This is a genomic window from Sulfitobacter sp. F26169L, assembly GCF_026410285.1.
Taxonomy (GTDB): domain Bacteria; phylum Pseudomonadota; class Alphaproteobacteria; order Rhodobacterales; family Rhodobacteraceae; genus Sulfitobacter.
Genome location: NZ_JAPMLP010000001.1, coordinates 183,805 through 209,552 on the forward strand (window position 1 = coordinate 183,805; position 25,748 = coordinate 209,552).

Consider the following 25,748-nt stretch of genomic DNA (forward strand, 5'->3'; position numbering starts at 1 on the left):
GCCTTCATTAATCTCACGGTGTTGTGTGTTCAGCCCACGGCGCGTGCGTCCGGTTTGAAACCGATCTGGTCAGACGCCTGAAAACGGCCACCTTTCAGTTTCTCGATCTTGCCTTCACGCAGCAGCTTGCCGAAAGACCGCAGGCCGTCTTCGCGGGTAAAGTTCTCTTTCTCTACCTGACGGACTTTCGTCATCAGTTGCGGGCGCGAAAACTGCTCGTGTCCCTCAACAAACGAAAGATAGGCGGCTGCCGCTTCCAGTAGGTCGGGCAACTTGCTTGCACCTGCATCGGCAGCAAAATCGGCAAAACTGGAGGACTCATCAACAGGCTGGCGGGCAGGCGGAGTCACCACCGCGGCAACGCGACGGGGACGAACGGGGGCGGCGCTGCGAGAGTCAGCCACGTCAATTCGCTGTTCCGCAACCAGCTTTAGCGGTGCTGGGCGCTGCTCTGCCGGACGCTGGGTGCGTGCGGCGCTGGAAACAGGGCGGCGTGGGCGTACAACGCTGGCCAAATCATCGCGATAGGGCTCATCACTTTCTTCCTGATCAACACTTCCGCCAACAGCCTCGTCTGCTTTTTTGGCAGCAACGGCGGCGCGCAGATGGGCAAAGGCATCGCGGCGCGTTGCGCCTTCGGGTTCATCCATCTGGCTGGCGGTTTCTTCCATCAGGCGCGACAGATCCTCGTCCGCATCGCGGCGGATTGTCGGGCGCGGCGCCTCTTCTTCAGCGGTGTCTTCGACATCGGCGTCGTTTTCATCATCGGCAAGCACAGCTTCTTCAAGCGCTTCTGCCGGTTCATCGGTGTTGGCCTTCTCGGCGGCCATATCTGCTTCCAATGCCGCCAACTCACGGGCGAGATCCGCTTCGGCTTCTTCGCTTAGTGTCGAACGGCGCGCCAGTGGCGCTTTGCGCAACGGCTGGGCGGCCGCTTGCTCTTCGGGCGCGTCATCTTCATCGTCTTCGTATTCTTCCAGCTGACCCGACTGGATTGCTGCCTCCAGCGTCGCGCGCTTTACCTTGAGAACGCGGGTACGCGGCGCGGCGGGTTTCGAAGCGGCCTGCGGTTCAGCTGTGGCTTCGGCATGGTCGTCGGCGCCGTCCAGTTCCGCATCAAGCTCTTCTTCTCCCTCAAAGAGGTTCTCATCCTCTACTTCGTCAAGGTCATCGTCATCTTGCGCTGCCACAAGACTGTCCATGGCTGACAGGATGTTGTCGTCCATTTCGTCATCCGCATCGAGGTCGGCGGTGTCGTCATAGGCCACCATTGCATCGGAAAGATCTTCATCGTCCTCCCGCTCAAGTCGGTTGAGGATTGCAGTGATATCATCATCTTCGCTTTCGATACCATCATCCAGATCGTCGTCCTGATCTGCCGCCAGTTCTGTTTCGTCGTCGGCGTCCAGCGCGTCTTCGAGATCGCGTAGGGTGTCTGCAATAATGCCGGTTTTTTCTGCGCCAAATTCGGCTTCGTCGGTATCGGCTTCCGCTTCGATCTTGGCGGCAACTTCGCCTGTGGTGTCCTCTGCTAAAGGTCCAGCGGATGCAGCATCAGCGTGCTGGTCTTCGGAATAATCCGGCGCGGCAGATCCATCGGATTGCTGCGAGACAACTGCGCGAATGCGCTTCAATTTGTCTGCAATGCTGTCTGCTTTCACACGCTCCTGAACAGGATCGGCCTCTGCTTCGATTTCTACAGGCTCGTTTTCGTCATCTGTGCTGTCAACAACGGTCGCTGCGCTTTCAGCAAAGAATGCTTCAACTTCGGCATCAGGCAGGCTGGGAACGATGTCTTGCTCCGGGTCGTCTTCGGTGTGTTCGGCTGCAACGGTGTCCAGCTCATCTTCGTCGGTTACTGTTGCGGATGATTCGAACGCGTCGTCTTGCTGTTCTTTCTCGCTGTTCGTTTGTACAGCTTCAGGCGCGTCATCCTGTGTCGGCTCGGCAGGGGCAATACCTTCGGCTGCGGCGCGCTCTTCGCTTTTGGCTACAGCGGCTTCGGCAACGGCATCTGCCACGTCCTCCACCACATCCGAGGCCACAAGGGCGGCAGACTCTGGTGTGTTTTTGGCTGAAAGGACAATGCGACCATCATCTTCGCGCGCCTCAACATGGCGCGAAATCTCGCGCTGGGCGATTCGCGCCAGCATCTGGGCGTCCGGTTGTACCGGTTCGGCGCCAAAATACCTGTCATCGGCTGAAAGGTCGCGAAAATACTCTGCGATGGCTTTCATTGTGCCAAAAGAATCCTCGAATCCTTCAAGCGTACAAGAGAATGTACCATAGGATACGGTTAGAATTTTGTTATTGTTGATCATCGGATGCTCGTCCTCTGCGTCTTTGTGATGATCTGTTTACCACGATAGACAAGACCAAAGCGGCCCCAAACTGTGCCCATTCCGGTGTCATTTCGTGGCGACATTGTGGTCCTGTCACCGATTTGGCATGAGTGCCGTATGTCAAAAGCCATTATTCACAGTTCCGATCCCATCACACTTCTTGGTGGAGGTCACGCTACTGCACAGGACGTTGCAGAGGCGTTAAACATCGCACCGAAACTTGTTGCTGTGGACGGCGGGGTTGTCACGGCTCTCGCGGCGGGGATTGATCCCGTGGCCGTGATCGGAGACATGGACAGCGCCCCCCCAGAAGCACTCGTGAAAGTGCCGTTGGCGCGACAGCACCATATTAGTGAACAACAATATACCGATTTCGACAAGGCACTTCGTCATGTCGCAGCCCCTGTGGTAGTGGGGGCGGGATTTTGCGGTGGGCGTGTGGATCATCAGTTGGCAGCGTTCCATACGTTATTGGTTCACGCGGACCGCCCCTGTATCTTACAGGCAGAGCGTGAGGTGATCATGCTTGCGCCGCCTTATGTTGCGCTGGATATGCAGCCGGGTGAAACGGTTTCGCTGTTTCCGTTGGTGGCGGTGACAGGGCGCAGTAGCGGACTGGAATGGCCGATTGAGGGTCTGTCATTTGATCCGGCAGCGTTTATCGGAACGTCAAACAAGGCCACCGGCGCGGTCGAACTGTGGATGGATAAGCCCGGAATGCTGCTGATTGTGCCGCGCTGTTATCTCAGGCCGCTGGTGGCGCAGGTTGTGCAGGGCGGCGCGCGTTGGCCTGCTCGCGCACAATAACATAAACACCCGCGGCCACGGTCAGTGTAATGCCAACAGCGGCGAGGGTATCGGGAAATTCGGAAAACAGCCAGAAGCCGATAGCGGTGGCAACCGGAATTTCCAGATATTGCATCGGGGCAAGCGTGGCACTTGGGGCAAACCGCAATGACCATGTCATCAGCAGATGTGCCAACGTGCCCAACACACCAATCGCTGCCAGCAACTGCCACTCCAATGATGTGGGCCGGATCAGCGACAGCGGCTCCAGGCCTGCAAAAGTACCGATCGCGATGAGTGGCACCAGCAGCACCACCGCGATCACACCGCTGACAGCCTGAAGGGCAATCGGATCAACCTCTTTCGCGATCTGGCGTGTGGTCAACATGAACAGCGCAAAAATCAGCGCCACCGCGAGGGGCAGCAGCGCAACCCATCCCACGGCAAGGAAGTTGGGCTGTATCACCAGCATTGTTCCAACAAAGCCGACACCACAAGCAGCCAAACGGTGCGGGCCGACTTCTTCGTTCAGCACAAAGCGCCCCAGCAAAAGCATGATAAACGGCATCACAAATGCAATCGCCACAGCATCTGCCAGCGGTAGAAACATGAGAGAGGTGAACATAAATCCAATGCCGAGAATATGCAGAATGGTGCGCACCACCACCAAACGCCACGCGCGACGTGAAAACCGCCACCGAATTCCTGCGACCATCACCAGTGGCAGCAGCAATGCCGCCTGAACCGCAAACCGGACAAATATCAACTGTCCGAGCGGGACAGTGGGGCCGAGAATCTTTGCAATGGAATCGCCCAAAGGGGCAAGCACGCAAAATCCCAGCATAAGCAGGATACCAAGAACGGGACGATCAGCTGTCATACGTTAGGGGTAGGGGGTGGACATGGCGCTGGCAATACAAGATCTTCGCCGCAGCGGGTGGCAAAAACGGTCAGCGCGTCGCCCTCCTCTTGGCGAGGAGGTGTGCAATCAGCAGTTGGGCACGTTGACCGCCAGGCCGCCCAGCGAGGTTTCCTTGTATTTTTCGCTCATGTCGGCGCCTGTCTGGCGCATGGTTTCGATGCAGGCATCCAGCGGCACCAGATGCGTCCCGTCACCGCGCAGAGCGAGTGAGGCAGCCGATACAGCCTTGATCGCACCCAGCCCGTTCCGCTCGATACAGGGCACCTGCACAAGGCCGCGTACAGGATCGCATGTCATGCCTAGGTGATGCTCCAGCGCAATCTCCGCCGCGTTTTCCACCTGTTCGGGGCTGCCACCCATCACCGCACACAGGGCCCCGGCGGACATTGCAGCGGCCGAGCCGACTTCGGCCTGACATCCCGCTTCCGCACCCGAGATCGACGCGTTGAATTTCACCAGACCGCCAATCGCGGCGGCCGTGAGTAGAAAATCCTCGATATGGCTTTCCGATGCGCCGGGGACGTGATCGAGGTAGTAGCGCAGGGTTGCAGGCATGACGCCTGCCGCGCCGTTGGTCGGGGCGGTCACAACCTGACCACCGGCGGCGTTCTCCTCGTTCACGGCCATGGCATAAACGCTCATCCAGTCGTTGATGGTATGCGGGGCGGATTGGTTTGTGCCGCGTTCGGCCATCAACGCATCATGGATACCCTTGGCGCGGCGTTTTACATTCAGACCGCCGGGCAGAACGCCATCGGTTTCAAGACCGCGATTGATGCAGTCGTTCATCACCTGCCAAAGACGTTTGGTGCCGCGGGCAAGGTTGTCGGCCCCGCCGCGCGATTCCTCGTTGGTGCGCTTCATCGCCGCGATGGTCTTGCCCGACGCTTTCGCCATCTCCAGCATTTCGGCGGCGGATTTGAACGGAAAGGGCACTGGTGCGCCTTCCTCCGTGTCCTTGCCTGCTGCCAGTTCCTGTTCTGTCATCACAAAACCGCCCCCGATGGAATAATACACCTGCCGCAGAGTGATATCCCCTTGGGCGTCGGTGGCCATCAGGGTCATCCCGTTGGCGTGGCCCGACAGTGGAGTGTCATAGTCGAACACCAGATCGGTTTTCGGGTTGAACCGCAGGGGCGCAAGATCGGGCGCGTGGATCAGGTGGGTTTGCGTGATGTCTTTCAGGGCTTGCTCTGCCTGGTCGGCATCATAGCTTTCGGGGGTGAACCCCGCCAAACCCAGAATGGTCGCGCGGTCGGTCGCGTGGCCGATGCCCGTAAACGCGAGGCTGCCATGCAACGAGGCGCGTAAGCCTGCGAAATGAAAAGGCGAAGCGCGCATCTGGTCCAGAAACCGTGCCGCCGCCACCATCGGCCCCATCGTATGCGAGGAGGACGGGCCAATGCCCACTTTGAACATGTCGAAGACGGATAAAAACATCAGGTCGTACTCCCGCCGGGCGGATGGGTTAAACTGGCCCCAGCTATAACACTTGCCTGCTGCAATGACACGACAAACCGGAACAATCGCATCTCTTTCCCGACATCGCGGAACACTCCTCCTACCTCTATCGTTGATCCTTAAAGGCTACGAACAAAGGAGAAACCCAATGTCACGTTTTACAGATAGTAAGGTCGTCATCACCGGTGGGGCCGGTGCAATCGGCGTGCAGACCGCGCGGTCGTTCCTGAAAGAGGGGGCGCAGGTCGCCCTTGTCGATATGTCGGCGGATGATCTCGCGGACGCGGCAAAACAGCTTGAGGATGCCGGCACTGTTGCTACCTTTACGGCAGATGTGACCAAGGAAGCGGACGTGGAAGCCTATATGCGCGATGCCGCTGATAAACTGGGCGGCATCGACATCTTCATCAACAACGCGGGGATCGAGGGGAAAGTGGCCCCGATCATGGAACAAGCGGTCGAGAACTTCGACAATGTCATGGCTGTAAACGCGCGCGGTGTGTTCCTCGGACTGAAACACGCGATGCGCCAGATGAAGGACAAGGGCGGCGCGATCGTCAACATGTCGTCGGTGGCGGGGTTACAGGGCTCACCCGGTCTGGTGCCTTACATCACTTCCAAACATGCAGTGATCGGGCTGACAAAAACGGCAGCATTGGAGGGGGCAAAGTTCGGAATCCGTGTGAATTCGGTGCATCCGGCGCCGGTCGATTCCCGCATGATGCGTTCTATCGAGAGCGGTGTTGATCCGGATAATGCAGACGAGGTGCAAAAGCAGTATGCAGCAACCATTCCCCTAGGACGTTATGCCGAGACCGAGGATGTGGCGCATATGATCCTCTTCCTTGCCTCTAAAGAGGCATCTTATGTTACCGGTGCGCAGTACCTTGTGGATGGTGGCATGCTGGCGGGTTAGGCCGCCAGACCCGCGGCGCGGCAGACGCCGCAAACTGTTTTTGGGGCAACTGTCCGGATTTCGGGCGGTTGCCCCTCGCGTGTTGTGGCAAAAGCTTCTATGTCTCTTCCGAGAAATTGCATCGGAGTCGCCTCATGTCCTCAGATCTGTCGCCCATCGACAAAGCGAAATTTGTTGCCGCCAAACGCGCAGCCGAATTTGTAGAGGACGGCATGCGTGTCGGTCTTGGCACTGGCTCGACAGCTGCATGGCTCGTGCGCTGTCTGGGAGAGATGGTGCGCGACGAGGGGCTGAAAATTCGCGGTGTGCCTACCTCGACCCGCACTGCGCAACTGGCGCGCGAAGTGGGAATCGAAGTGATCTCGCTCGACGAGGCCAAATGGCTGGACCTTACAATTGACGGCGCCGACGAATTTGATGGGGAGCTGAACCTGATCAAAGGCGGCGGTGGCGCGCTGTTGCAGGAAAAGATCGTGGCGACAGCCAGCGACCAGATGATTGTCATCGCCGACATCGGCAAAGAGGTTGAACATCTCGGCACATTTCCTTTACCGATCGAGGTGATCCCCTTTGGTTGGCAAACCACGCAGGCGCTGGTGGAAGAAACGTTGATCTCGATGGATGTGTTGGGCCGCACCAGCACCTTACGCATGAACGGCGACCATCCGTTTGTGACCGACGAGGGAAACCATATCCTGGATCTTCATTTGGGCCGCATCGGCAACCCGCGCCAGTTGGCGCTGGTGATCAACCAGATGCCGGGCGTTGTGGAAAACGGCCTGTTCATCGATATCTGTGACGTTGTTGTGATCGGTCACGGGGATGGCAAAGTAACCGTGCGCGACATAAATCAGGGCACAACCGCCACCGAGCGGATTGATTTCGTCGAGAGTGACAACCTCTTTTCCGACCTGAGTGATTGAAAGGCCCGTCCATGAGCGATTTTGACTATGACCTGTTTGTAATTGGCGGTGGATCGGGCGGCGTGCGGGCCGCGCGTGTGGCGGCTGGCGAATACGGCGTGCGTGTCGCGCTGGCCGAAGAAGACCGCTATGGCGGTACATGTGTGATCCGTGGTTGCGTGCCCAAAAAGCTGATGGTCTTTGCCTCCGGGTATCGCGATACATTCGAAGACGCCCGCCAGTATGGCTGGGATTTGAACGATGGCCCTTTTGACTGGCACATATTCTCGGGCAAGATGCGCGCGGAACTTGACCGTCTTGAAGGGGTGTATCGCAACCTGCTGGATGGCTCTGGAGTGGATAAATTCGATGCCCGTGCAACGCTAAAGGATGCGCACACAGTTACGTTGTCCACGGGCGAAGAGAAGACGGCAAAGCATATTCTGATTGCAACTGGCGGTCGTCCTGTCCGGCCTGAAATGGATAATGCCGAACTGGGCATTGTGTCCGATGATATCTTCCACCTCGACAAATTACCGCGTTCGATGCTGATCGTCGGGGGCGGGTATATCGCCTGTGAATTTGCCTGCATCCTGCACGGTCTGGGCGTTGATGTGACGATGTATTATCGCGGCGGCCAAATCCTAAACGGCTTTGACGACGAAGCACGCGGGCTCATAGCAGAGCAGATGCGCGCGCGTGGCATCAGTATGCATTCCGGCGCAAGTGTGCTGGAGATGGAAGAACGCGAAGGCGGCATCTGGGTCAAATCCACGATGGGACAGGACAAGATTTTCGACAAGGTGTTCTTTGCAACCGGGCGGCGACCCAATTCCGATGACATGGGGCTTGGGGATATCGGCATCGAACTGGGGCGCAACGGCGCCATTCAGGTGAATGAATACAGCCAGACCGGCGTGCCGTCAGTTTATGCCATCGGGGATGTTACAGACCGCGTAAACCTGACGCCTGTTGCAATCCGTGAAGGCATGGCATTTGTCAAAACCGTCTTCGGCGGCGAGCCGACACCGGTTGATCATGAAATCATCGCATCAGCCGTGTTCACCCAGCCGGAAATGGGTACAGTCGGGATGAGCGAGGAGGAGGCGATGGCGCAAGAACCGATCGAAGTTTACGCGACTTCGTTCAAGGCGATGCAGACTGCGTTTGCAGGCCGTGATGATCGAGTGATGATGAAGCTGGTTGTTTCCAAGGAAAACCGCACTGTTCTGGGCTGTCATATCGTCGCACCTCAGGCGGGTGAAATGATCCAGCTTGCAGGTATTGCGGTGAAAATGGGCGCCACAAAAGAGCAATTTGACCAGACCTGCGCAGTGCATCCTACCATGGCCGAAGAACTGGTTACCATGCGCAAACCTGTGCGAACCTCCTGAGGATCGCGTGGCATGGCAAAACGCAAGCACGCGCGGCTTTGCGCAACTTGAAATATCCGCGCAAAGCCTTGAGTTTCGCGCATCTTGAAATAAACGTGTGAACACACAGTTTACATACCATACGACAAGCCTGCTCCGAAGGGGGCGACTTACAGAGGGAAATACATATGGCTGGCAATACGGGCGGTCCTTGGGGCGGCGGCGGCGGCAATCAAGGCGGCGGCAATGACGGCGGCAATCAGGGCGGCGGTAACCGTGGCAATCAGGGTGGCGGCAAAGGTGGCGGCGAAAAGCCCCCGATCCCCGAAATCGACGAGCTGGTCAAGAAAGGGCAGGAACAACTGCGCGTATTGATGGGCGGCGGTGGCCGCTCTAACGGGACTGGTGGCGGCACCGGTGGCAGCGGCGGCGGTGGTCCCGCACTGACACGCGGCACTGTTGGGATTGGCGTGCTGGTCGCGGCGGCCGCGTGGTTGTTTGCCTCCACCTACACGGTGCGTCCCGAACAACAATCGATCGAGCTGTTTCTCGGCAAGTTTTCCGGTATCGGCACCGAAGGTTTGAACTTTGCGCCTTGGCCGGTTGTGACCGCCGAAGTGTTCGACGTGACGACCAACCGCACCGAAACGCTGGGTGTTAGCCGTACACCGGGTGACAATGACGGCCTTATGCTGACGACCGATGAAAACATCGTCGACATTGATTTTCAGGTCGTCTGGAACATCAAGGACGCCCAGCAATTCAAATTCTCGTTGCGTGATCCCGAGGCCTCTGTTCGGGCCATCTCTGAATCGGCTATGCGTGAAATTATTGCACAGTCCGAACTTGCCCCGATCCTCAACCGTGACCGTGGTCTGGTGGAAGAGCAGGTCAAAGGCCTGATCCAGACAACTCTCGACAACCGCGAAACCGGCATCAACGTGCTGCGTGTCAACGTCAACAAGGTTGACCCGCCAAGCCGCACAGTGGTTGTGACCGATGCGTCCGGCGCCAGCGCGCAGGTATCTGTTGTGGATGCCTTCCGTGACGTTCAGGCCGCCGAGCAGGAGCGTGACCGTTTGGAGCGTCAGGCCGATGCTTATGCCAACCAGAAAACCGCCGAAGCGCGTGGTGAAAGCGCCAAGCTGCTGGAAGCGGCCGAAGGGTATCGCGCCCGTGAGGTAAACGGCGCAATCGGTGAAGCATCGCGTTTCGAAGCGGTTCTGACCGAGTATGCGGCAGCGCCCGAAGTTACGCGCAAACGCCTGTACATTGAAACGATGGAAAAAGTGTTCGGTCAGGTCGACAAGATAATCCTTGAAAACGGACAGGGTGAAGGCGCGCAAGGCGTGGTTCCCTATCTGCCACTGAACGAACTGCGCCGCAGCGGAGGGAACAACTGATGAACAAGACCAGCTTTCTGATCCCGATCGTCGCGATCCTTGGTGCGGCATTCCTGTCTACGATCTTTGTGGTGGACGAGCGTGAAAAAGCGCTGGTGCTGCGCTTTGGCCAAATCAAACAGGTCATTGTCGAGCCGGGTCTGGGGTTCAAGGTGCCGCTGATTGACGAGGTGGTCCGGTTCGAAGACCGCATCCTCTCGCTTGAAACACCCTTGATCGAAGTTACCCCCGCCGATGACCGCCGTCTGGAGATTGACGCATTCGTTCTCTACCGCATCGACGATGTTGTGCAGTTCCGCCAAGCGGTCGGGGCCGGCGGTCAGACCCGCGCTGCAAGCGACCTGAGCGGTATTCTGGAATCACAGATTCGCGCCGTATTGGGTTCGCAGGGTGTGACCTCTAACACGATCCTTTCGCCCGAACGCTCCGCACTGATGGATCAGATCCGCGTCCGCTCTGATGCGCGTGCAAATGCGCTGGGCCTCAAGGTTGTAGATGTGCGCCTGCGCCAGACAAACCTGCCTGAGCAGAACTTTGACGCGACCCTACAGCGTATGATCGCCGAGCGTGAGCGCGAAGCGACAGACGAGCGGGCGCGTGGCCGTGAAGCCGCCCAGCGTGTGACCGCCCTTGCGGATCGTACATTCGAAGAGATCATCTCCGAGGCCCGCCGCGATGCGCGGATCATCGAAGGTGAGGCAGATGCGGAGCGGAACCGTATCTTTGCAGAAGCCTACTCAAAAGATCCCGAATTCTTCGAATTTTACCGCTCTCTGGCCGCATACGAAGAATCCCTGAAGGGCAGCAATTCGACCATGGTTCTGTCGCCGGATAGTGAATTCTTCAACTATCTGCGCTCGGATCAGGGCTCACGCTCTGCGGAGGGCGAAAGGCCCTAAGGCTGTTTGCAAATAATCATTCAAAGGGGCCGCACATTTGTGTCGGCCCCTTTTTTGTGAACTATTAGAACTTGGTGTAGGTGCCACAACCCAAAAGCGGAAAGGTTCTATAGGTGATATCGCGCTGGAGTGTTGAAAACAGGCGCCTCAAACCCATGTTTCATATTGCGGTTGGTACAGTCACCATGCACTCTACCGGAAATGAAAGTCGCCCAGACGCGGGTATGATTTCGATCAGGAGACGATATATGCAGCCCAAAGCGGTCGCCAGAACACAAACACCTTCCTTTTCCCCAGTCTTGCGCGCAGCCCTGATCGGGCTGATGGCGCTGACGTTGGTGGTCCTGCAAACGGTAATGGCCCACGCCAAACCGGAAAGCCTCGCGCCACTTGCGGAAAAAATCAGCCCGTCTGTGGTGAATATTACGACCTCCACACTTGTTGAAGGGCGTACCGGCCCGCGCGGGATCGTGCCCGAAGGCTCACCGTTTGAGGATTTTTTCCGCGAGTTTCAGGACCGTAACAGAGGAGAAGACGACACACCCGCACCGCGGCGCTCTTCCGCGCTTGGGTCGGGGTTTGTGATTTCCGAAGACGGCTATGTTGTCACCAACAACCACGTGATTGAAGGCGCCGATGAAATCACAATCGAGTTTTTCTCGGGTAAGGAGCTGGTCGCCAAGGTGATCGGGACCGACCCGAACACCGACATTGCCCTTTTGAAAGTCGAAGCGGATGCGCCGCTGCCGTTTGTCAGCTTTGGTGACAGTGACAAGGCGCGCGTGGGCGATTGGGTGATCGCGATGGGCAACCCGCTAGGGCAGGGATTCTCCGTGTCGGCAGGTATCGTTAGCGCGCGCAATCGCGCGCTGTCGGGCACCTATGACGACTACATCCAGACTGACGCGGCGATCAACCGCGGCAACTCTGGCGGGCCGCTGTTCAATATGGATGGCGCGGTGATCGGCGTTAACACAGCAATCCTGTCGCCAAACGGCGGATCGATCGGCATCGGGTTTTCCATGGCGGCAAACGTGGTGACACGGGTTGTGGACCAATTGAAGGAATTCGGTGAAACACGCCGTGGTTGGCTGGGCGTGCGCATTCAGGACGTCACAGAAGACGTTGCGGATGCCATGGGGCTGGCCAAAGCGGCAGGCGCGCTGATCACGGATGTGCCCGATGGCCCTGCCAAAGAGGCTGGGTTGAAAACCGGTGACGTGATCCTGTCGTTTGACGGTGTTGATGTGGCAGACACCCGCGGTCTGGTCCGTCAGGTCGGGAACAGTGCTGTTGGTGCAACCGTGCGGGTTAAGGTGCTGCGCGAAGGCAAGAGCCAGACCATCGCGGTGGTGCTGGGACGGCGGGAGGATTCAACCTCGGCCAGCGCATCGGATGAGGAAAGCCAGCCGGATACACCGCAGTCACCGGAAGTGTCATCTTTGCTGGGGCTGACGGTAACGCCGCTGGATGATGACATGCGTCAGGAGCTCGGTGCGTCAAACGACATACAGGGCCTTGCGGTCACGAATGTCGAAGAAGGATCGGAAGCCTTTGAAAAAGGACTGCGTGCAGGTGATATCATCACCGAAGCAGGGCAGCAGAAAATCGCCACGATTGCCGAGCTGAACGCCCGTGTGGATGCAGCGCGTAAGGCGGGGCGGAAATCGCTGTTGCTGTTGGTGCGCCGCGCCGGTGATCCGCGCTTTGTAGCGCTGACACTCGACAGCGAATAAACCGCGTTTGTTGACGATCCAGACAAGGCGCTCCCTTAGCGGGGGCGCCTTTTACGTTGTTGTCATTACGGCGTGCGCGGAATAGCGACGATGCCCAAATCGCGCGCTGTCTCGATGGACAGGACATCGCTGGGCAGACCAGCGGCTGTTTGCACTTGTAATACCGCGCGGCGGGTCGCTTGGTCCATGTTGCCGTTGACCTCGCCTTCATAAAGGCCGCGCACCTGCAATGCGCGCTGCAAGGTGGATACAAATTCAACCGTAAAGTCGGGGGGGCAGGGGATTTCAAACCAGCGATCTGTGCGCGGCGTGACGATCTGCTGGCGGCTTTCTTCGCGATAAACGGGCAGGGTGGCAATTGTGCCATCCGGATTGATCTTGGCCGGGGTCACAAGAACCTGTTCGGTCACCGTTTCGATAACTGCGGGAGTGGGGATTTTGCCCCAGCATGTGCCCGGTGGTGCCCCCGGCGGGGCAAGACCATTGCCCATGACCACACCACTGTCGGAAACGGTTTGATCCTGTAGGCACGCAGCCAGTAGGGCAGCCGCCGCCAAAGCAGTGCCAAAGCGCAATGCAAAGCGCGGTGAATATGCCTGTGTCATAGCCCAACGCCTTTGGGTCTGTTTGATGTTGCTGCACCCTAACGCGTTTTCAAAGCGGTGCCTAGAAGCCAGATGGTAACAGGCACAATGCGGCGTATGAGATACGCACAGCAGGCGCAAAAGAGGGGTGGCGCGCAAGCAAGCGCTTGCGTAGAAACAACTGAAACATCTGGAAGGGGCAGCTTTGATGGCCAAGATCACTTACGTAGAACACAATGGCACTGAACATGTTGTCGAGGTCGCCACCGGCCTGACAGTTATGGAAGGTGCCCGTGACAATAACATTCCGGGCATTGAGGCCGATTGCGGCGGTGCGTGCGCGTGTTCGACCTGCCACGTTTATGTTGACGACGCGTGGGTTGATAAGCTGCCGGCCAAGGACGACATGGAAGAGGACATGCTGGATTTCGCCTATGAGCCTGATCCGGAAAAATCGCGCCTGACCTGTCAGTTGAAAGTGACAGATGAACTGGACGGGTTGCGCGTGAAGATGCCAGAAAAGCAGATCTAATGCCCATGGGGGCGCGGCGTCTGCGGTTGCGCAAGGGGCAACGCCCCATCCGCCGCGCGCTGCTGACCTTGTGCGCGGGGCTGGCGCTGCTGGCGCCCGCTGCAGCACAAGCGGAAACGATTACAGCGGCGCGCTATGCAGAGCCGACTTCCCGCTACGCCCACGGTATCTTTGGTGATGCCGAAGAATGGGGCGCGCTGGAAATCGACGTAGAAGGATCACCCGAAACCGCTTTGAAAACCGGGCCCGTTGTCCGCAGAACGATCCGTCTTTTCCGGCTGCCGATCACCTCGGTATTCGAGGATATCGCGCCCCGGCTTGCCGATGTCGACGGCGACGGCCACCCCGAAGTGATTGTTGTGGAAACCGATGTGAACCGCGGTGCTTCCCTGGCGATCTACTCCGCAAGCGGCAAGATGGCCGCAACGCCCTATATCGGCCAGCGCAACCGCTGGCTTGCCCCTGTTACTGTCGCTGATCTGGATGGCGACGGATTGGTCGAGATTGCATATATCGACCGTCCGCATTTGGCCAAAACCCTGCGCATCTGGCGGTTTGAGAGCGGCACTCTCAGCCCCGTCGCGAATGCAAAAGGGCTTACAAACCACCGCATCGGAGATCGTGACATTGCCGGCGGCCTGCGCACCTGCGGCGCAACCCCCGAAATGATTGTGGCCAATGCCGACTGGACCCGCCTGATCGCCGTGACCTTCGATGGCACAACCCTTCACAAGCGCGACATCGGGCCGCACAAGGGCCGGAGCAGTTTCAGGGACGCGTTATCATGCAAATGAAGGCAGCACTCATCGCAACCCTCTGCGCTGTCTGTGCGGCTCCGCTCTGCGCACAAGAGCAAATGACACCAGAGGGTTTTCTGGAACTCGCGGTTGGCCGCACGCTGAGCTTTTCGAGTATGAGTTCGGGCGTTTTGGTCGGGGTCGAGCAGTTCTTGCGCCCTGATCTGTCCGTGTGGGCGGATGAAACGGGCCGGTGCACCTATGGACTTATCGAAGTGCGCGGCCCGACGCTGTGCTTTCTTTATGAGGATGCACCAGACCCCGGCAATTGCTGGATACCTTTTATGGACGACGGAACCCTTTTGGTGTTGTCGCAAGGCACCCGCGAAGTGCAACGTATCAGCGATATCAGCGAGCAGGCCGTCACCTGCGAAGGCGCGCCTGTTTCCTGACTGAAGCCATGACGCGTGTTTACAGCGCGCGCCAGCCGATATCACGGCGACAAAACCCTTCGGGCCAGTCAATGGCATCTACCATCGCATAGGCCCGCTGTTGAGCCTGCGCCAATGTCTCGCCGCGCGCGGTGACATTCAAAACCCGCCCCCCTACGGCGACAATCCCGCCGTTTTCTTCTTTGGTCCCGGCGTGGAAAACCATGTTGCTGTTGTTTTCGGGTAGCGTGTCTAGGCCCCGGATAAGCGAGCCTTTTTCATACGTGGCCGGATAGCCTTTTGCGGCGAGCACCACGGTCAATGCGTGATCGTCGGCCCAGTTTACTTGCGCTTCGGCCAGTCGCCCTTCGGCTGCGGCATGCATCAGGTCAAACGCCTGCGCGCCAAGACGCATCATCAGCACCTGACACTCGGGATCGCCAAAGCGTACATTGTATTCAACCAGCCGAGGTGCGCCGTTTTCGATCATCAGACCGGCATATAGGACGCCCTGATAAGGCATGCCGCGCCTAGCCATTTCGGCCATGGTCGGGCGAATGATTTCTGCGAGCGCGCGCTCTGCAATCTCGTCCGTCAGCACCGGTGCAGGTGAATACGCCCCCATCCCGCCGGTATTGAGGCCGGTGTCGCCTTCCCCGACGCGCTTGTGATCCTGCGCCGATCCAATGGGCAACACGTTTTCACCGTCACACAGAATAAAGAATGATGCCTCCTCACCGTGCATGAACTCCTCGATCACGACTTCGGCGCCAGCATCGCCAAAGCCGCCACCGAACATGTCGTCGATTGCTGCTTCGGCCTCTGCAAGCGTTTCGGCAATAATCACACCCTTGCCTGCGGCCAAACCATCCGCCTTGACCACAATCGGCAGACTTTGGCCGCGTAAATATGCCTTCGCAGCCGCCGGATCGGCAAAATGCCCGTAGGCTGCCGTTGGCGCGCCACAGGCATCGCAAATCTCTTTGGTGAATGCTTTTGAAGCCTCCAGCGCTGCGGCGGCTTTGGACGGGCCGAAAACAGGTATCCCGGCTTCGCGCAGTCTGTCGGCAACACCGGCAGCCAAAGGCGCTTCCGGTCCGATGATCACGAAATCAATGTTGTTTCGCTCGGCAAATTCGACAACGGCGCCGCCGTCATTGATATCGATGGTCGCACAATCGGCAATCTGTGCAATGCCTGCATTTCCCGGCGCAACAACCAGTTTGTCACATTTGGGATTCTGTAAAACGGCCCAAGCCAGGCTATGCTCGCGCCCGCCACTACCCAATATCAGAATATTCATCGCACGCGCTCCCTTGGCCTTCGTTGCGGGGCGTTTTATGCTGGCGCGGTGGTATGCACAAGGATGCACTGATGGATCTGTTCGATGATGAAGGCGATGCAAAGGGCAACAGCCCCGAATATACCGTTGGCGAACTGTCAGGCGCGATCAAACGGGTCATCGAAAACGAATTCGGCCATGTGCGTGTGCGCGCCGAAGTCGGGCGTGTCAGCCTGCCCCGTTCGGGCCATGTTTATCTGGACCTGAAAGACGACAAAGCCGTGATGGCGGGGATCATCTGGAAAGGTGTTGCTGGCAAACTCGACACGATGCCCGAAGAGGGCATGGAAGTGATCGCCACAGGCCGGATCACCACCTTCCCCGGGCAATCGAAATACCAGATCATCATCGAAGATATCAAACCCGCCGGAATGGGGGCGCTGATGGCCGTGCTGGAGAAGCGCAAGGCGGCATTGGCGGCGGGGGGCCTGTTTGACCCCGCCCGCAAGCGGCCCTTGCCTTATCTGCCCGAAATCATCGGCGTTGTCACATCCCCCTCTGGCGCCGTGATCCGCGATATCCTGCACCGGCTGCGTGACCGGTTCCCGCGCAAGGTATTGATCTGGCCCGTTGCGGTGCAAGGGGCGAAATGCGGTCCAGAAGTTACTCGCGCCATTGAGGGCTTTAATCGCCTTACCCCCGGGGGGGCGTTGCCGCGACCGGATCTGCTGATCGTCGCGCGGGGCGGCGGCTCTGTCGAAGACCTCTGGGGCTTTAACGAAGAATCGGTGGTACGTGCCGCCGCCGCATCCGGCATCCCGCTGATCTCTGCCGTTGGACATGAGACAGACACGACCCTGATAGATTACGCATCAGACAAGCGCGCCCCAACTCCGACGGCAGCTGCCGAACTTGCAGTCCCCGTACGCCATGAACTGATCGCCTATCTCGACCAGCAACACGCGAGGATGAGCCGCGCGTTGAGTCAGGGGTTGGTACAGCGCGCCCAGCGTTTGCGTGATATGGCACGCGCACTGCCCCGTCCCGACAGCCTGCTGGACTCACCGCGCCAGCGCCTCGACCGTGCCGGTGATCGCCTGATGCGTGCAAAATCCCTGACCGAGCAGCCCGGACTGCGCCTCGAACGCGCAGCCGCCCGCCTCGATCCCGCCCTGATCGCAGGTGTCCAAAAGCGCAAACTCCGGCTTTATGAACTCGGCGGCGGTCTCAATCCGCGCTTGCTGCAATCGCGCTTCAACGATGACAGGCGCCGCCTGAACGATACCGGCGCGCGCCTCGCGCCTGCATTGGGTCGCATCGTCACCGCCAAACGCAGCGCCGCGAACGCCCATCGCCTGCGCCCCGATCTGCTCGCTCGCGATATTTCGGACAAAAGAAGCCAACTCTCCCGGACAACCGGTTCACTGGCAAAAGCTGCAAACCGTCAGATATCCCAGTGGCACCAAAAAATCACCGCTGCCGAGCGCCTGCGCCTTACCTTGGGATACGAGGCAACGCTGGAACGCGGCTTTGCTGTTGTGCGCAGCCGCGAACGCGTGATCACATCCAGCACCGCTGCAAGCGCCCAGCCGGAACTGGAAATCCAGTTTCCGGATGGCAAGCTCACAGTTCACCCCGACAAAACCTGAACCAACCCGTTATTTCTTTTGGCCAAAAATATCCCGGGGGCCTTTGCCCGTCAGGGCACAGGCGGGGCAGCGCCCTTGGTACGGTGCAAAAAACCTAAACGCCTATCTTCGGACCCAGACACAGCATTTCCTGCGTGCTTTCATTCGCTTCATACAGCGGCGTAATGGCGGGGTCGTTCTCGAACCGCGCGATCAATCCGCGCGACCCGCGTTCAAAGCTCCAGCATTGTGGATCGGGCCTGTCATCATAGGTAAAACAAATCAGACCGTTTGCCTCGTACCATTGCCCTTCTTTGCATTCCCCATCCAAAAATGACCAGCGAACACGCCGGTTCGGTAAATAGATCTCCGCACCATAAGCTTCGCCGTTATTTCCGTAGTAAAGCGTTTTCCCACGGGTGTAGGCGTCAAATTCCTCGGCATCCATCAGGGTCTGCGCGTTCGCGACAGGGGCGGCAAGCGCCAAAAGTATCGGCAAATATTTCCACATGCTGCCACACTGCCAGATGTATCAGGCGGACACCAGAGCCGCAGATCACACCAGATCGCCTCTGGCGCAGATGCGCGCACCGCGCAAAGGGCCGCCAAATTGTCGCTTTTTGCCTCAACCCGATCCCGCAGGTTTGCTAGAACAACGCAGCAGCAAGGGGGACTTTGGCAATGGCGCTGGATGACAACAAAAACGAAGCGGACAAGGGCGTCTGGAAATCCGGCAAAGGCAAGGGGCGCCGCCACACGAAGGGCCGCCAGCTGGATGATGCCGCATGGGCACAGGTGCGTGATCTCCTCGGTGCAGAGCCGCGCGACCGCGACCTGCTGATCGAACATCTGCATCTTATTCAGGACAAATACGGGCACCTCTCTGCCGCCCATCTGCGCGCGCTGGCCGAGGAAATGCGGCTCAGCATGGCCGAAGTCTACGAAGTCGCCACGTTCTACGCCCATTTCGACGTTGTGAAAGAAGGCGAAGCACCGCCTCCCGCGCTGACCATCCGTGTCTGCGACTCGCTCAGTTGCGAACTGGCCGGGGCACAGGCGCTGAAGTCGGCCCTTGAGGATGGGCTGGACCCGTCAGAAGTGCGCGTGCTGCGTGCGCCGTGTATGGGCCGCTGTGATATGGCACCGGTTCTGGAACTGGGTCATGCCCATATCGATAACGCGACTGTTGAAAAGGTACATGCCGCGATCGCGGCTGACGACACACACGCCGATATCCCCGATTACGAAACCTATGAAGCCTACACCGCCGCTGGCGGCTATGCGACCCTCGAGCAGCTTCGCACAAGCGGAGACTGGGAGCAGGTGCAGGACACAGTTCTGGCGTCCGGTCTGCGCGGTCTCGGCGGCGCGGGTTTTCCTTCCGGCAAGAAATGGGGTTTTGTGCGCGCTAATGCCGGTCCGCGTTATATCGCCGTCAACGGCGACGAGGGCGAACCGGGGACATTCAAAGACCGCTACTATCTTGAACGCACGCCACATCTTTTTCTCGAAGGTATGCTGATCGCCGCCTGGGCGGTAGAGGCAGAGCGCGCGTATATCTACATGCGTGATGAATACCCAGCGGTGCTGGAAATCCTTGCGCGTGAAATCGCGGCGCTGGAAGATGCCGGTGTCGTCGAGGTGGGCTACATTGATCTTCGCCGCGGTGCGGGAGCCTATATCTGCGGTGAAGAATCCGCGATGATCGAAAGTATCGAGGGCAAGCGCGGTATCCCGCGCCACCGTCCGCCATTTGTTGCACAGGTCGGCATTTTTGGCCGCCCGACACTGGTGCACAACGTAGAAACGCTGCATTGGGTTGCGCGCATCTGCCGCGAAGGTCCTGAAATACTGTCTTCTGTTGAACATAACGGCCGCAAGGGGTTGCGCAGCTATTCCGTGTCGGGCCGTGTGGCCAATGCAGGGGTTTATCTGTTGCCTGCGGGCTCGACCATCACCGACGTGATTGCCGCCGCTGGCGGTATGGCGCATGGCCATACATTCAAAGCCTATCAGCCGGGGGGGCCGTCTTCGGGTCTGTTGCCGGCCACGATGGATGATATTCCGCTGGATTTCGACACATTGCAGCCTCATGGCAGCTTCATCGGTTCCGCAGCTGTGGTGGTCCTGTCACAAGCCGACCGCGCCCGTGATGCGGCGCTTAACATGCTGCGCTTTTTCGAGGATGAAAGCTGTGGCCAATGTACGCCCTGCCGTGTCGGCTGTGGCAAGGCGGTCAAGCTGATGCAGGCAGAGCGGTGGGACCAGTCGTTGCTCGAGGAGCTTTCGACGGCGATGGTCGATGCCTCTATCTGCGGTCTGGGCCAGGCCGCCCCAAACCCGATCCGAATGACGATCAAGCATTTTCCTGACGAGATATAGACGCACTGCCACACCTTGCGGGGGGGGGGCGCGCGATGATCGAAGCAGCTATTTGTTTTGTACGGTCAGGCAGGAGCAACGCTGCCGTTTCAGGCTGTCACACAGCTTTTGCGCTTCTTGCCTGCTGTTGCGGCCGATGCGGGCAAAGTAATAGCCTTTCTTGCGGGACACACGGTTTTTCACGAATATAAGATCCAGTTTTTCACGCGCGACCTGTCCCTGACATCTGGCCGTCAGGCTGCGCACTTTTGCGGTTGCCGATTTCTTGGATGTCCCGAAACCCAGTTGCACACCCCATGGTTTTATTGGCGGTGGCGGTGGTTTGACCCGCTTCATCGGCGTCAGCTTGCGCTTGCGCGCCATCTCGGAGCAGGCAGCGTAAAAGCTGTTGTTCTTGTCCAGTCGAAAATCGTGATCCTTCGGGGGCGTGTCGCGCCATTGCTCGGCGTTCAATCCGGTGATGATGGGCACGTAATTCACTGTTTCCTGCGCCAGTCCTTTACCCTCCAGAAACCCCTCTGCACGCCGTTCTCCACCGTTGTAGCCGATAGCGGCCATACCTTCGTTGCCATAGCGGCGCACCATTTCAGCAAGGTATTGGGCGGAATGTTCCAGCGCATCGGCGGGATTATAGGGGTTCTTCAACCCCCGCAGCCGCGCTGTCGAAGGGATGAACTGCGCAATACCGCGCGCGTTCGCATGGCTCAGCGCGTTGGGGTCGAAACGGCTTTCCTGCCAGATAAGGCGTGCGAAAAAACCCGTGTCCAGCCCGTGCCGCTTGGAAAATATTTCGATGGCGTTGCAGGTGTCATAGACAAAATGCGCGGGCCGGATGCATTGAATATGACCCCACTTACCTGTGCTGCATAAACCGGTGCGCGGGTCGGCCACTGCTGCGCTGGCCCAGATAAGTGATAGAAAGAGTGCAAGTACGCGCATAGGACTTTGGTGACCCGCTTGCAGGGGCTTGTCAATCGCACACCCTTCCATCCTCTGCGCCGAGGGGTTAGATCAGGGATGCAATCCAAACCGGAGTCTTCCTGCGTGGCGTTTTTCAAGAAACTAAAAGACCGCATGTTCAAATCGTCGTCCAAGATTGACGAGGGGCTTGAGGCCATTGTCAGTGATGGTGGGCAGGCAGATGATGCGGCCGCGCAGGCGGCAGCAGAACAGGAGGCTGAACAGGCCCGATTACGTGAACAGGAAGAAGCGGCGGCAAAGGCCAAAGCGGCGGAGCAGGAGGCGCAGGCCGCCGAAGCCGCGCGCGCGGTAAAAGAGGCCGAAGATGCCCACGCCAGAGCGGAAATTGCCAGAGCCGAAGCTGCCCGTAAAGCAGAGCAGGTTGCACAGGAAGACGAAAAACGTCAGGCCGAACTGGCCGCAATAGAAGCGCAGGCTGCCGCGAAAGCCGCCGAGGCCGCGCAAAAGCAGCAGGCCGAAGAGGCAGCTGAAGCCGAACGCGCACGCAGAGCAGCACAGGAGATGGAGACAGCGCCGGAACCATTGCGCACCGCCATCACACCCGTTGCGCCGATGCTAGACACCGGTACGGCAGAAGACCCTGAGCCAAAACGCGGTATTCTGGGCCGCCTGATGGGGCGCGGTGGCGCGGTGCCGGTAACGCGCCGCGTGCTGGATGACGCCATGCTTGAGCAACTCGAAGAGCTGCTGATTGCCGCAGACATGGGTGTGGATACAGCCCTGCGCGTGACGGCCAATATGGCCGAAGGGCGGTTGGGCAGGAAACTGTCGGTGCAGGAAATCAAAACCCTGATGAGCGACGAAATCGCACGCATCATGGAGCCGGTGGCGAAACCGCTGCCGCTATACGCGAAGAAACCGCAGGTTGTGTTGGTTGTCGGTGTGAACGGATCGGGCAAAACAACGACCATTGGCAAACTGGCCAGCCAGTTCCGTGCGGCGGGTAAAAACGTGGTAATCGCGGCGGGCGACACCTTTCGCGCCGCTGCGGTTGAGCAGTTGCAAGTCTGGGGCGAACGGGCGGGTGTGCCGGTGCTGACCGCGCCGCAAGGCAGCGATCCGGCCAGCCTTGCATTCGATGCCATGGTGCGCGCCGAGGCCGATGGTGCCGATCTGTTGATGATCGACACCGCAGGACGCCTGCAAAACCGTGGCGACCTGATGGAGGAGCTGGCAAAGATTGTCCGTGTGATCCGCAAGAAAGACCCCGATGCGCCGCATAACACGCTGCTGGTGCTGGATGCGACCACGGGCCAGAATGCGCTTAATCAGGTGAAAGTGTTTCAGGATATCTCCGATGTATCCGGCCTTGTGATGACCAAGCTGGACGGCACCGCCAAGGGCGGTGTGCTGGTGGCGCTGGCCGACAAGTTCGGGTTGCCGATCCATGCAATTGGTGTGGGCGAGCAGATTGACGACCTGCAACCGTTTGATCCGCAGGAATTTGCAGACGCGTTGACCGGATTGGACCGCTAGATGCGCACGACATGACCGATTGGCTCGTCTCGATCGAGGGCACCGAAGCCGGGCACACGGCGGCGCTGTTTCTGGCTTTGCTGGCGGCGTTCCTGCATGCGGTGTTCGGCGCGCTGCAAAAGGGGCGCCATGACCCATGGCTGACGCGCGGTGCGATTGACGGATCATACGGGTTGATGGCCGCGCCCTTTGCGCTGTTTGTGGTGCCATGGCCGGAGCCGCATATGTGGCTGATTTTCTTTATCGCCTGGGTGATCCACTGCGTTTACAAATGCCTCATGGCTGCCGCGTATACCAAAGGGGCATACACAGTTGTCTACCCTGTAGTACGAGGAACAGGGCCGCTGATTACGGTCGTTGCGGCCTATCTGATCTTTGATGAGGCGTTTAGCGGAACGCAGTGGCTGGGCGTGGCGGTTCTGATGGCGGGTATTTTCGGTCTGGCTGCCTATAACATGGTCTATCTTGTGGCAGAGCGGGACACGCTGAATGCCGCCTTGAGCCTTGCGGTGCTGACAGGAGTTTTTGTCGCGCTGTACACCACTTATGACGCCTACGGCATCCGCGCCACGGCCAATCCGTTCACCTTTCTGGCGTGGTTTTTCATGATTGACGGTTTTCTCTTTCCCATCATCGCCTATCGCCGCTGGCACCGGATGGAAAATGCCCCCGATGTCGCACCGCTGTTGCGGCGCGGGGTTCTGGGCGGTTTCATCGCCTTTTTCAGCTTTGGTTCGATAATGTTGGCCACCCGCCTTGATAAAGTGGGCGAGGCCGCAATATTGAGAGAAACGTCAACGGTGTTTGCGGCTTTGATCGGCTGGCTGGTGCTTAAGGAAACGGTTGGACCCCGCCGGATCGTGCTGATGTCGCTGATCGCCATCGGGGCCATTATTGTAGAATTCGGAGGCTAGCCATGGCAGACGCGCGTGAGATTAACCCGATCCTGAAACAGGTGCTGGAACTGGGCCCGACACTGGCGTTTTTCGTCCTGTATCTGCGGATCAAAAACGATGTATTCACCATTGGCGGCACTGAATACACCGGATTTATCGTAGCCGCAGTGGTGTTTGTGCCGATTCTGCTCGTGGCAATGGGCATTCTCTGGGCCATGACCGGAAAGCTGAGCCGGATGCAGGTGTTCACGGCCTTTATGGTCATTTTCTTCGGTGGCCTGACCGCATGGTTCAACGACGAGCGGTTTTTCAAGATGAAAACCACCATCGTCTACGGCTTTCTGGCGCTGCTGTTGGGCATCGGCCTGATGCGCGGGCGCTCGTGGCTGGAATTTGTGATGTCTGATATGATGCCGATGCAGCACGAAGGCTGGATGATACTGACCAAACGTCTGACGCTGGCGTTCATTGTGCTGGCGGTTGCGAATGAATTCATCTGGCGCACGATGAGCACGGATGCATGGGTCAAAATCGAGACATTCGGTTTTCCCATCGCCTTGATGGTGTTTCTTTTCTGGCAGTTTGCGCAGCTTCAACCCTATGTGATCGAAGAGGGGGAGGACGCGGGCTAGCGCGGTCCGTTTCCGACTAATCCCGCACCGCGCCTGCTTGACGCGCTGGCAGTGATGTTTTACGAAAATTGTGTGGCGATTTGTTACCGGATTGCGGGCCACGTAAAATATTCCGCTAAAAGGTCAGGATGAAAGCCCCCTTTCGCTTGACCGCGTTTGGGGTTTTTTTGTGCCCTCCCGCACGGTGCGGGGAAACATGTGGAAGGCCCACGCCAGCGGGCGCACAAAGGAAAAAGAGATGAGCGATACTTGGAAACAGGGCACCAAAGCAGTGCATGCAGGGACACGGCGCAGCCAGTACGGAGAAGTGTCCGAAGCTATATTTCTGACGCAGGGATTTGTCTATGACAGTGCCGAACATGCCGAACAGCGCTTTATCAGTTCCGGTGATGATGAGTTTATCTATGCCCGTTATGGAAACCCCACCGTCAAGATGTTCGAAGAACGTATTGCCGCGCTGGAAGGGGCCGAGGATGCGTTTGCGACCGCCTCCGGTATGGCGGCTGTGTCCGGCGCGCTGACGTCGATGCTGAAGGCGGGGGATCACGTGGTTTCATCGCGCGCGCTGTTCGGATCGTGCCTTTATGTGCTCGAAGATATCCTGACGCGCTTTGGCGTTGAGGTGACATTTGTAGACGGCACCGATCTGGCCCAGTGGGAGGCCGCGATCCGCGACGATACCAAGGCGGTGTTCTTTGAGTCTATTTCCAACCCGACGCTGGAAGTAATTGATATTAAATCGGTTGCAGCACTTGCCCATGCCAGGGGTGCACTGGTGTTGATCGACAATGTTTTCGCAACACCTGTGTTTTCCCGTGCGTTTGAACAGGGTGCGGATGTTGTCATCTACTCGGCCACCAAACACATCGACGGGCAGGGCCGCGCATTGGGCGGGGTGATCCTTGGCAGTCGTGATTTTATTCGCAAAACTGTTGAACCCTACATGAAACATACCGGCGGTTCGATGTCGCCGTTTACCGCGTGGATCATGCTGAAAGGGCTGGAAACGATGGGCCTGCGGGTGCGTGCGCAGGCGGCATCGGCACTTGCCATTGCAAAGGCGCTGCACGGCCACAAAGCGATCGCGCAGACGATCTATCCCGGGCTTGAAAGCCATCCGCAGGCCGAATTGGTGCAAAAGCAGATGGGTGCAGGCGGTACAGTCCTTTCGCTGGATATCAAAGGCGGGAAGGACGCGGCATTCAAGTTTCTGAACGCGCTGCAAATCGGGGTGATTTCCAACAATCTTGGCGATGCGAAAACCATTCTGACCCACCCTGCCACCACCACACATCAGCGCCTGCCCGATGACCAGAAAGCAAGCCTTGGCATCACAGCGGGTCTGGTGCGTATCAGCATCGGTCTGGAAGACGAAACAGACCTGATCAACGACTGCCTACAGGCGCTTGAGGCCGTAAATTAGCAGGTGCATGGCGGTATTTCCCCG

General features: G+C 58.4%; 23 protein-coding genes and 1 riboswitch. Of the genes, 16 read left to right on the plus strand and 7 right to left on the minus strand.

The genetic code is table 11. The annotated features are described in order from the left end of the window. Positions 1-29 precede the first annotated feature (29 nt). Positions 30-2,321: a hypothetical protein gene (locus OS189_RS00900; protein ID WP_267165397.1), complete on the minus strand. Its 2,292-nt coding sequence runs from the start codon at positions 2,319-2,321 to the stop codon at positions 30-32. A 138-nt stretch (positions 2,322-2,459) separates the two neighbouring features. On the opposite strand from OS189_RS00900, the gene OS189_RS00905 reads away from it, so the two are divergent. Continuing rightward, positions 2,460-3,149, plus strand: coding sequence for a thiamine diphosphokinase (locus OS189_RS00905; protein WP_267165398.1), 690 nt, complete (start codon positions 2,460-2,462; stop codon positions 3,147-3,149). Here the strand turns inward: OS189_RS00905 and OS189_RS00910 are convergent. Next, complete coding sequence (locus tag OS189_RS00910) at positions 3,088-4,008, minus strand: DMT family transporter (RefSeq protein ID WP_267165399.1); 921 nt, start codon at positions 4,006-4,008, stop codon at positions 3,088-3,090. The two genes, OS189_RS00905 and OS189_RS00910, sit on opposite strands and share 62 nt — an antisense overlap. A 108-nt stretch (positions 4,009-4,116) precedes the next feature. Next, positions 4,117-5,490, minus strand: a complete 1,374-nt coding sequence (locus tag OS189_RS00915) for an L-serine ammonia-lyase (RefSeq protein WP_267165400.1) — start codon at positions 5,488-5,490, stop codon at positions 4,117-4,119. A 169-nt stretch (positions 5,491-5,659) separates the two neighbouring features. Here OS189_RS00915 and OS189_RS00920 point away from each other — a divergent pair, with 169 nt between their 5' ends. From OS189_RS00920 to OS189_RS00945, 6 genes are all read left to right on the plus strand, one after another. Further along, complete coding sequence (locus tag OS189_RS00920; protein ID WP_267165401.1) at positions 5,660-6,427, plus strand: SDR family NAD(P)-dependent oxidoreductase; 768 nt, start codon at positions 5,660-5,662, stop codon at positions 6,425-6,427. Between the two features lie 134 nt (positions 6,428-6,561). Further along, positions 6,562-7,350, plus strand: coding sequence for a ribose-5-phosphate isomerase RpiA (rpiA, locus tag OS189_RS00925; protein WP_267165402.1), 789 nt, complete (start codon positions 6,562-6,564; stop codon positions 7,348-7,350). Between the two features lie 11 nt (positions 7,351-7,361). Beyond that, positions 7,362-8,723 carry a glutathione-disulfide reductase gene (gorA, locus tag OS189_RS00930; protein ID WP_267165403.1) on the plus strand — a complete coding sequence of 454 codons (1,362 nt, stop codon included), beginning with the start codon at positions 7,362-7,364 and terminating at the stop codon, positions 8,721-8,723. Positions 8,724-8,890: 167 nt separating this feature from the next. Then, positions 8,891-10,105, plus strand: coding sequence for an FtsH protease activity modulator HflK (gene hflK, locus OS189_RS00935; protein ID WP_267165404.1), 1,215 nt, complete (start codon positions 8,891-8,893; stop codon positions 10,103-10,105). Next, positions 10,105-11,004 (plus strand): protease modulator HflC, encoded by a 900-nt coding sequence (gene hflC / locus OS189_RS00940; RefSeq protein ID WP_267165405.1) that lies wholly within the window; start codon positions 10,105-10,107, stop codon positions 11,002-11,004. The genes hflK and hflC overlap by 1 nt, the downstream gene beginning before the upstream one ends. Positions 11,005-11,252: 248 nt before the next feature. Further along, positions 11,253-12,740, plus strand: coding sequence for a DegQ family serine endoprotease (locus OS189_RS00945; protein ID WP_267165406.1), 1,488 nt, complete (start codon positions 11,253-11,255; stop codon positions 12,738-12,740). Between the two features lie 65 nt (positions 12,741-12,805). On the opposite strand, the gene OS189_RS00950 is transcribed toward OS189_RS00945, so the two are convergent. After that, the gene (locus OS189_RS00950; protein WP_267165407.1) at positions 12,806-13,345 is read right to left on the minus strand and encodes a peptidoglycan-binding domain-containing protein; all 540 of its coding nucleotides are present in this window, start codon (positions 13,343-13,345) and stop codon (positions 12,806-12,808) included. Positions 13,346-13,532: 187 nt separating this feature from the next. On the opposite strand from OS189_RS00950, the gene OS189_RS00955 reads away from it, so the two are divergent. From OS189_RS00955 to OS189_RS00965, 3 genes are read left to right on the plus strand one after another with little or no spacing between them, the layout of a single operon-like run. After that, positions 13,533-13,856, plus strand: a complete 324-nt coding sequence (locus OS189_RS00955; protein WP_267165408.1) for a 2Fe-2S iron-sulfur cluster-binding protein — start codon at positions 13,533-13,535, stop codon at positions 13,854-13,856. Beyond that, entirely contained in the window at positions 13,856-14,650 is a 795-nt protein-coding gene (locus OS189_RS00960; RefSeq protein ID WP_267165409.1) for an FG-GAP repeat domain-containing protein, read from the plus strand. The genes OS189_RS00955 and OS189_RS00960 overlap by 1 nt, the downstream gene beginning before the upstream one ends. Continuing rightward, positions 14,641-15,045, plus strand: a complete 405-nt coding sequence (locus OS189_RS00965; RefSeq protein ID WP_267165410.1) for a hypothetical protein — start codon at positions 14,641-14,643, stop codon at positions 15,043-15,045. Before OS189_RS00960 ends, OS189_RS00965 begins: the two co-directional genes overlap by 10 nt. 19 nt (positions 15,046-15,064) lie before the next feature. On the opposite strand, the gene purD is transcribed toward OS189_RS00965, so the two are convergent. Beyond that, positions 15,065-16,327 (minus strand): phosphoribosylamine--glycine ligase, encoded by a 1,263-nt coding sequence (gene purD / locus OS189_RS00970; RefSeq protein WP_267165411.1) that lies wholly within the window; start codon positions 16,325-16,327, stop codon positions 15,065-15,067. Between the two features lie 71 nt (positions 16,328-16,398). On the opposite strand from purD, the gene xseA reads away from it, so the two are divergent. Further along, entirely contained in the window at positions 16,399-17,955 is a 1,557-nt protein-coding gene (gene xseA / locus OS189_RS00975) for an exodeoxyribonuclease VII large subunit (protein WP_267165412.1), read from the plus strand. A gap of 94 nt (positions 17,956-18,049) precedes the next feature. Here xseA and OS189_RS00980 read toward each other — a convergent pair whose 3' ends face one another. Next, positions 18,050-18,445 (minus strand): hypothetical protein, encoded by a 396-nt coding sequence (locus OS189_RS00980; RefSeq protein WP_267165413.1) that lies wholly within the window; start codon positions 18,443-18,445, stop codon positions 18,050-18,052. 170 nt (positions 18,446-18,615) lie between these two features. On the opposite strand from OS189_RS00980, the gene OS189_RS00985 reads away from it, so the two are divergent. Beyond that, entirely contained in the window at positions 18,616-20,316 is a 1,701-nt protein-coding gene (locus tag OS189_RS00985; protein WP_267165414.1) for an NAD(P)H-dependent oxidoreductase subunit E, read from the plus strand. Between the two features lie 48 nt (positions 20,317-20,364). On the opposite strand, the gene OS189_RS00990 is transcribed toward OS189_RS00985, so the two are convergent. Beyond that, positions 20,365-21,255 carry a lytic transglycosylase domain-containing protein gene (locus OS189_RS00990; protein ID WP_267165415.1) on the minus strand — a complete coding sequence of 297 codons (891 nt, stop codon included), beginning with the start codon at positions 21,253-21,255 and terminating at the stop codon, positions 20,365-20,367. Between the two features lie 105 nt (positions 21,256-21,360). Between OS189_RS00990 and ftsY the strand changes: the two genes are divergently transcribed. From ftsY to metZ, 4 genes are all read left to right on the plus strand, one after another. Then, entirely contained in the window at positions 21,361-22,773 is a 1,413-nt protein-coding gene (ftsY, locus tag OS189_RS00995) for a signal recognition particle-docking protein FtsY (protein ID WP_267165416.1), read from the plus strand. An 11-nt stretch (positions 22,774-22,784) separates the two neighbouring features. After that, positions 22,785-23,687 (plus strand): EamA family transporter, encoded by a 903-nt coding sequence (locus tag OS189_RS01000; protein ID WP_267165417.1) that lies wholly within the window; start codon positions 22,785-22,787, stop codon positions 23,685-23,687. A 2-nt stretch (positions 23,688-23,689) separates the two neighbouring features. Then, positions 23,690-24,301: an inner membrane-spanning protein YciB gene (locus OS189_RS01005; protein ID WP_267165418.1), complete on the plus strand. Its 612-nt coding sequence runs from the start codon at positions 23,690-23,692 to the stop codon at positions 24,299-24,301. Positions 24,302-24,363: 62 nt separating this feature from the next. After that, positions 24,364-24,440, plus strand: a riboswitch (SAM riboswitch). Positions 24,441-24,539: 99 nt separating this feature from the next. Continuing rightward, positions 24,540-25,724, plus strand: a complete 1,185-nt coding sequence (gene metZ, locus OS189_RS01010) for an O-succinylhomoserine sulfhydrylase (RefSeq protein ID WP_267165419.1) — start codon at positions 24,540-24,542, stop codon at positions 25,722-25,724. Positions 25,725-25,748 lie beyond the last annotated feature (24 nt).

Bases quoted from the DNA above. Each gene is read 5' to 3' on its own strand.
- OS189_RS00900 (WP_267165397.1), bottom strand. From the start codon at position 2,321: ATGATCAACAATAACAAAATTCTAACCGTATCCTATGGTACATTCTCT.
- OS189_RS00905 (WP_267165398.1), top strand. From the start codon at position 2,460: ATGTCAAAAGCCATTATTCACAGTTCCGATCCCATCACACTTCTTGGT.
- OS189_RS00910 (WP_267165399.1), bottom strand. From the start codon at position 4,008: ATGACAGCTGATCGTCCCGTTCTTGGTATCCTGCTTATGCTGGGATTT.
- OS189_RS00915 (WP_267165400.1), bottom strand. From the start codon at position 5,490: ATGTTTTTATCCGTCTTCGACATGTTCAAAGTGGGCATTGGCCCGTCC.
- OS189_RS00920 (WP_267165401.1), top strand. From the start codon at position 5,660: ATGTCACGTTTTACAGATAGTAAGGTCGTCATCACCGGTGGGGCCGGT.
- rpiA (WP_267165402.1), top strand. From the start codon at position 6,562: ATGTCCTCAGATCTGTCGCCCATCGACAAAGCGAAATTTGTTGCCGCC.
- gorA (WP_267165403.1), top strand. From the start codon at position 7,362: ATGAGCGATTTTGACTATGACCTGTTTGTAATTGGCGGTGGATCGGGC.
- hflK (WP_267165404.1), top strand. From the start codon at position 8,891: ATGGCTGGCAATACGGGCGGTCCTTGGGGCGGCGGCGGCGGCAATCAA.
- hflC (WP_267165405.1), top strand. From the start codon at position 10,105: ATGAACAAGACCAGCTTTCTGATCCCGATCGTCGCGATCCTTGGTGCG.
- OS189_RS00945 (WP_267165406.1), top strand. From the start codon at position 11,253: ATGCAGCCCAAAGCGGTCGCCAGAACACAAACACCTTCCTTTTCCCCA.
- OS189_RS00950 (WP_267165407.1), bottom strand. From the start codon at position 13,345: ATGACACAGGCATATTCACCGCGCTTTGCATTGCGCTTTGGCACTGCT.
- OS189_RS00955 (WP_267165408.1), top strand. From the start codon at position 13,533: ATGGCCAAGATCACTTACGTAGAACACAATGGCACTGAACATGTTGTC.
- OS189_RS00960 (WP_267165409.1), top strand. From the start codon at position 13,856: ATGCCCATGGGGGCGCGGCGTCTGCGGTTGCGCAAGGGGCAACGCCCC.
- OS189_RS00965 (WP_267165410.1), top strand. From the start codon at position 14,641: ATGCAAATGAAGGCAGCACTCATCGCAACCCTCTGCGCTGTCTGTGCG.
- purD (WP_267165411.1), bottom strand. From the start codon at position 16,327: ATGAATATTCTGATATTGGGTAGTGGCGGGCGCGAGCATAGCCTGGCT.
- xseA (WP_267165412.1), top strand. From the start codon at position 16,399: ATGGATCTGTTCGATGATGAAGGCGATGCAAAGGGCAACAGCCCCGAA.
- OS189_RS00980 (WP_267165413.1), bottom strand. From the start codon at position 18,445: ATGTGGAAATATTTGCCGATACTTTTGGCGCTTGCCGCCCCTGTCGCG.
- OS189_RS00985 (WP_267165414.1), top strand. From the start codon at position 18,616: ATGGCGCTGGATGACAACAAAAACGAAGCGGACAAGGGCGTCTGGAAA.
- OS189_RS00990 (WP_267165415.1), bottom strand. From the start codon at position 21,255: ATGCGCGTACTTGCACTCTTTCTATCACTTATCTGGGCCAGCGCAGCA.
- OS189_RS01000 (WP_267165417.1), top strand. From the start codon at position 22,785: ATGACCGATTGGCTCGTCTCGATCGAGGGCACCGAAGCCGGGCACACG.
- OS189_RS01005 (WP_267165418.1), top strand. From the start codon at position 23,690: ATGGCAGACGCGCGTGAGATTAACCCGATCCTGAAACAGGTGCTGGAA.
- metZ (WP_267165419.1), top strand. From the start codon at position 24,540: ATGAGCGATACTTGGAAACAGGGCACCAAAGCAGTGCATGCAGGGACA.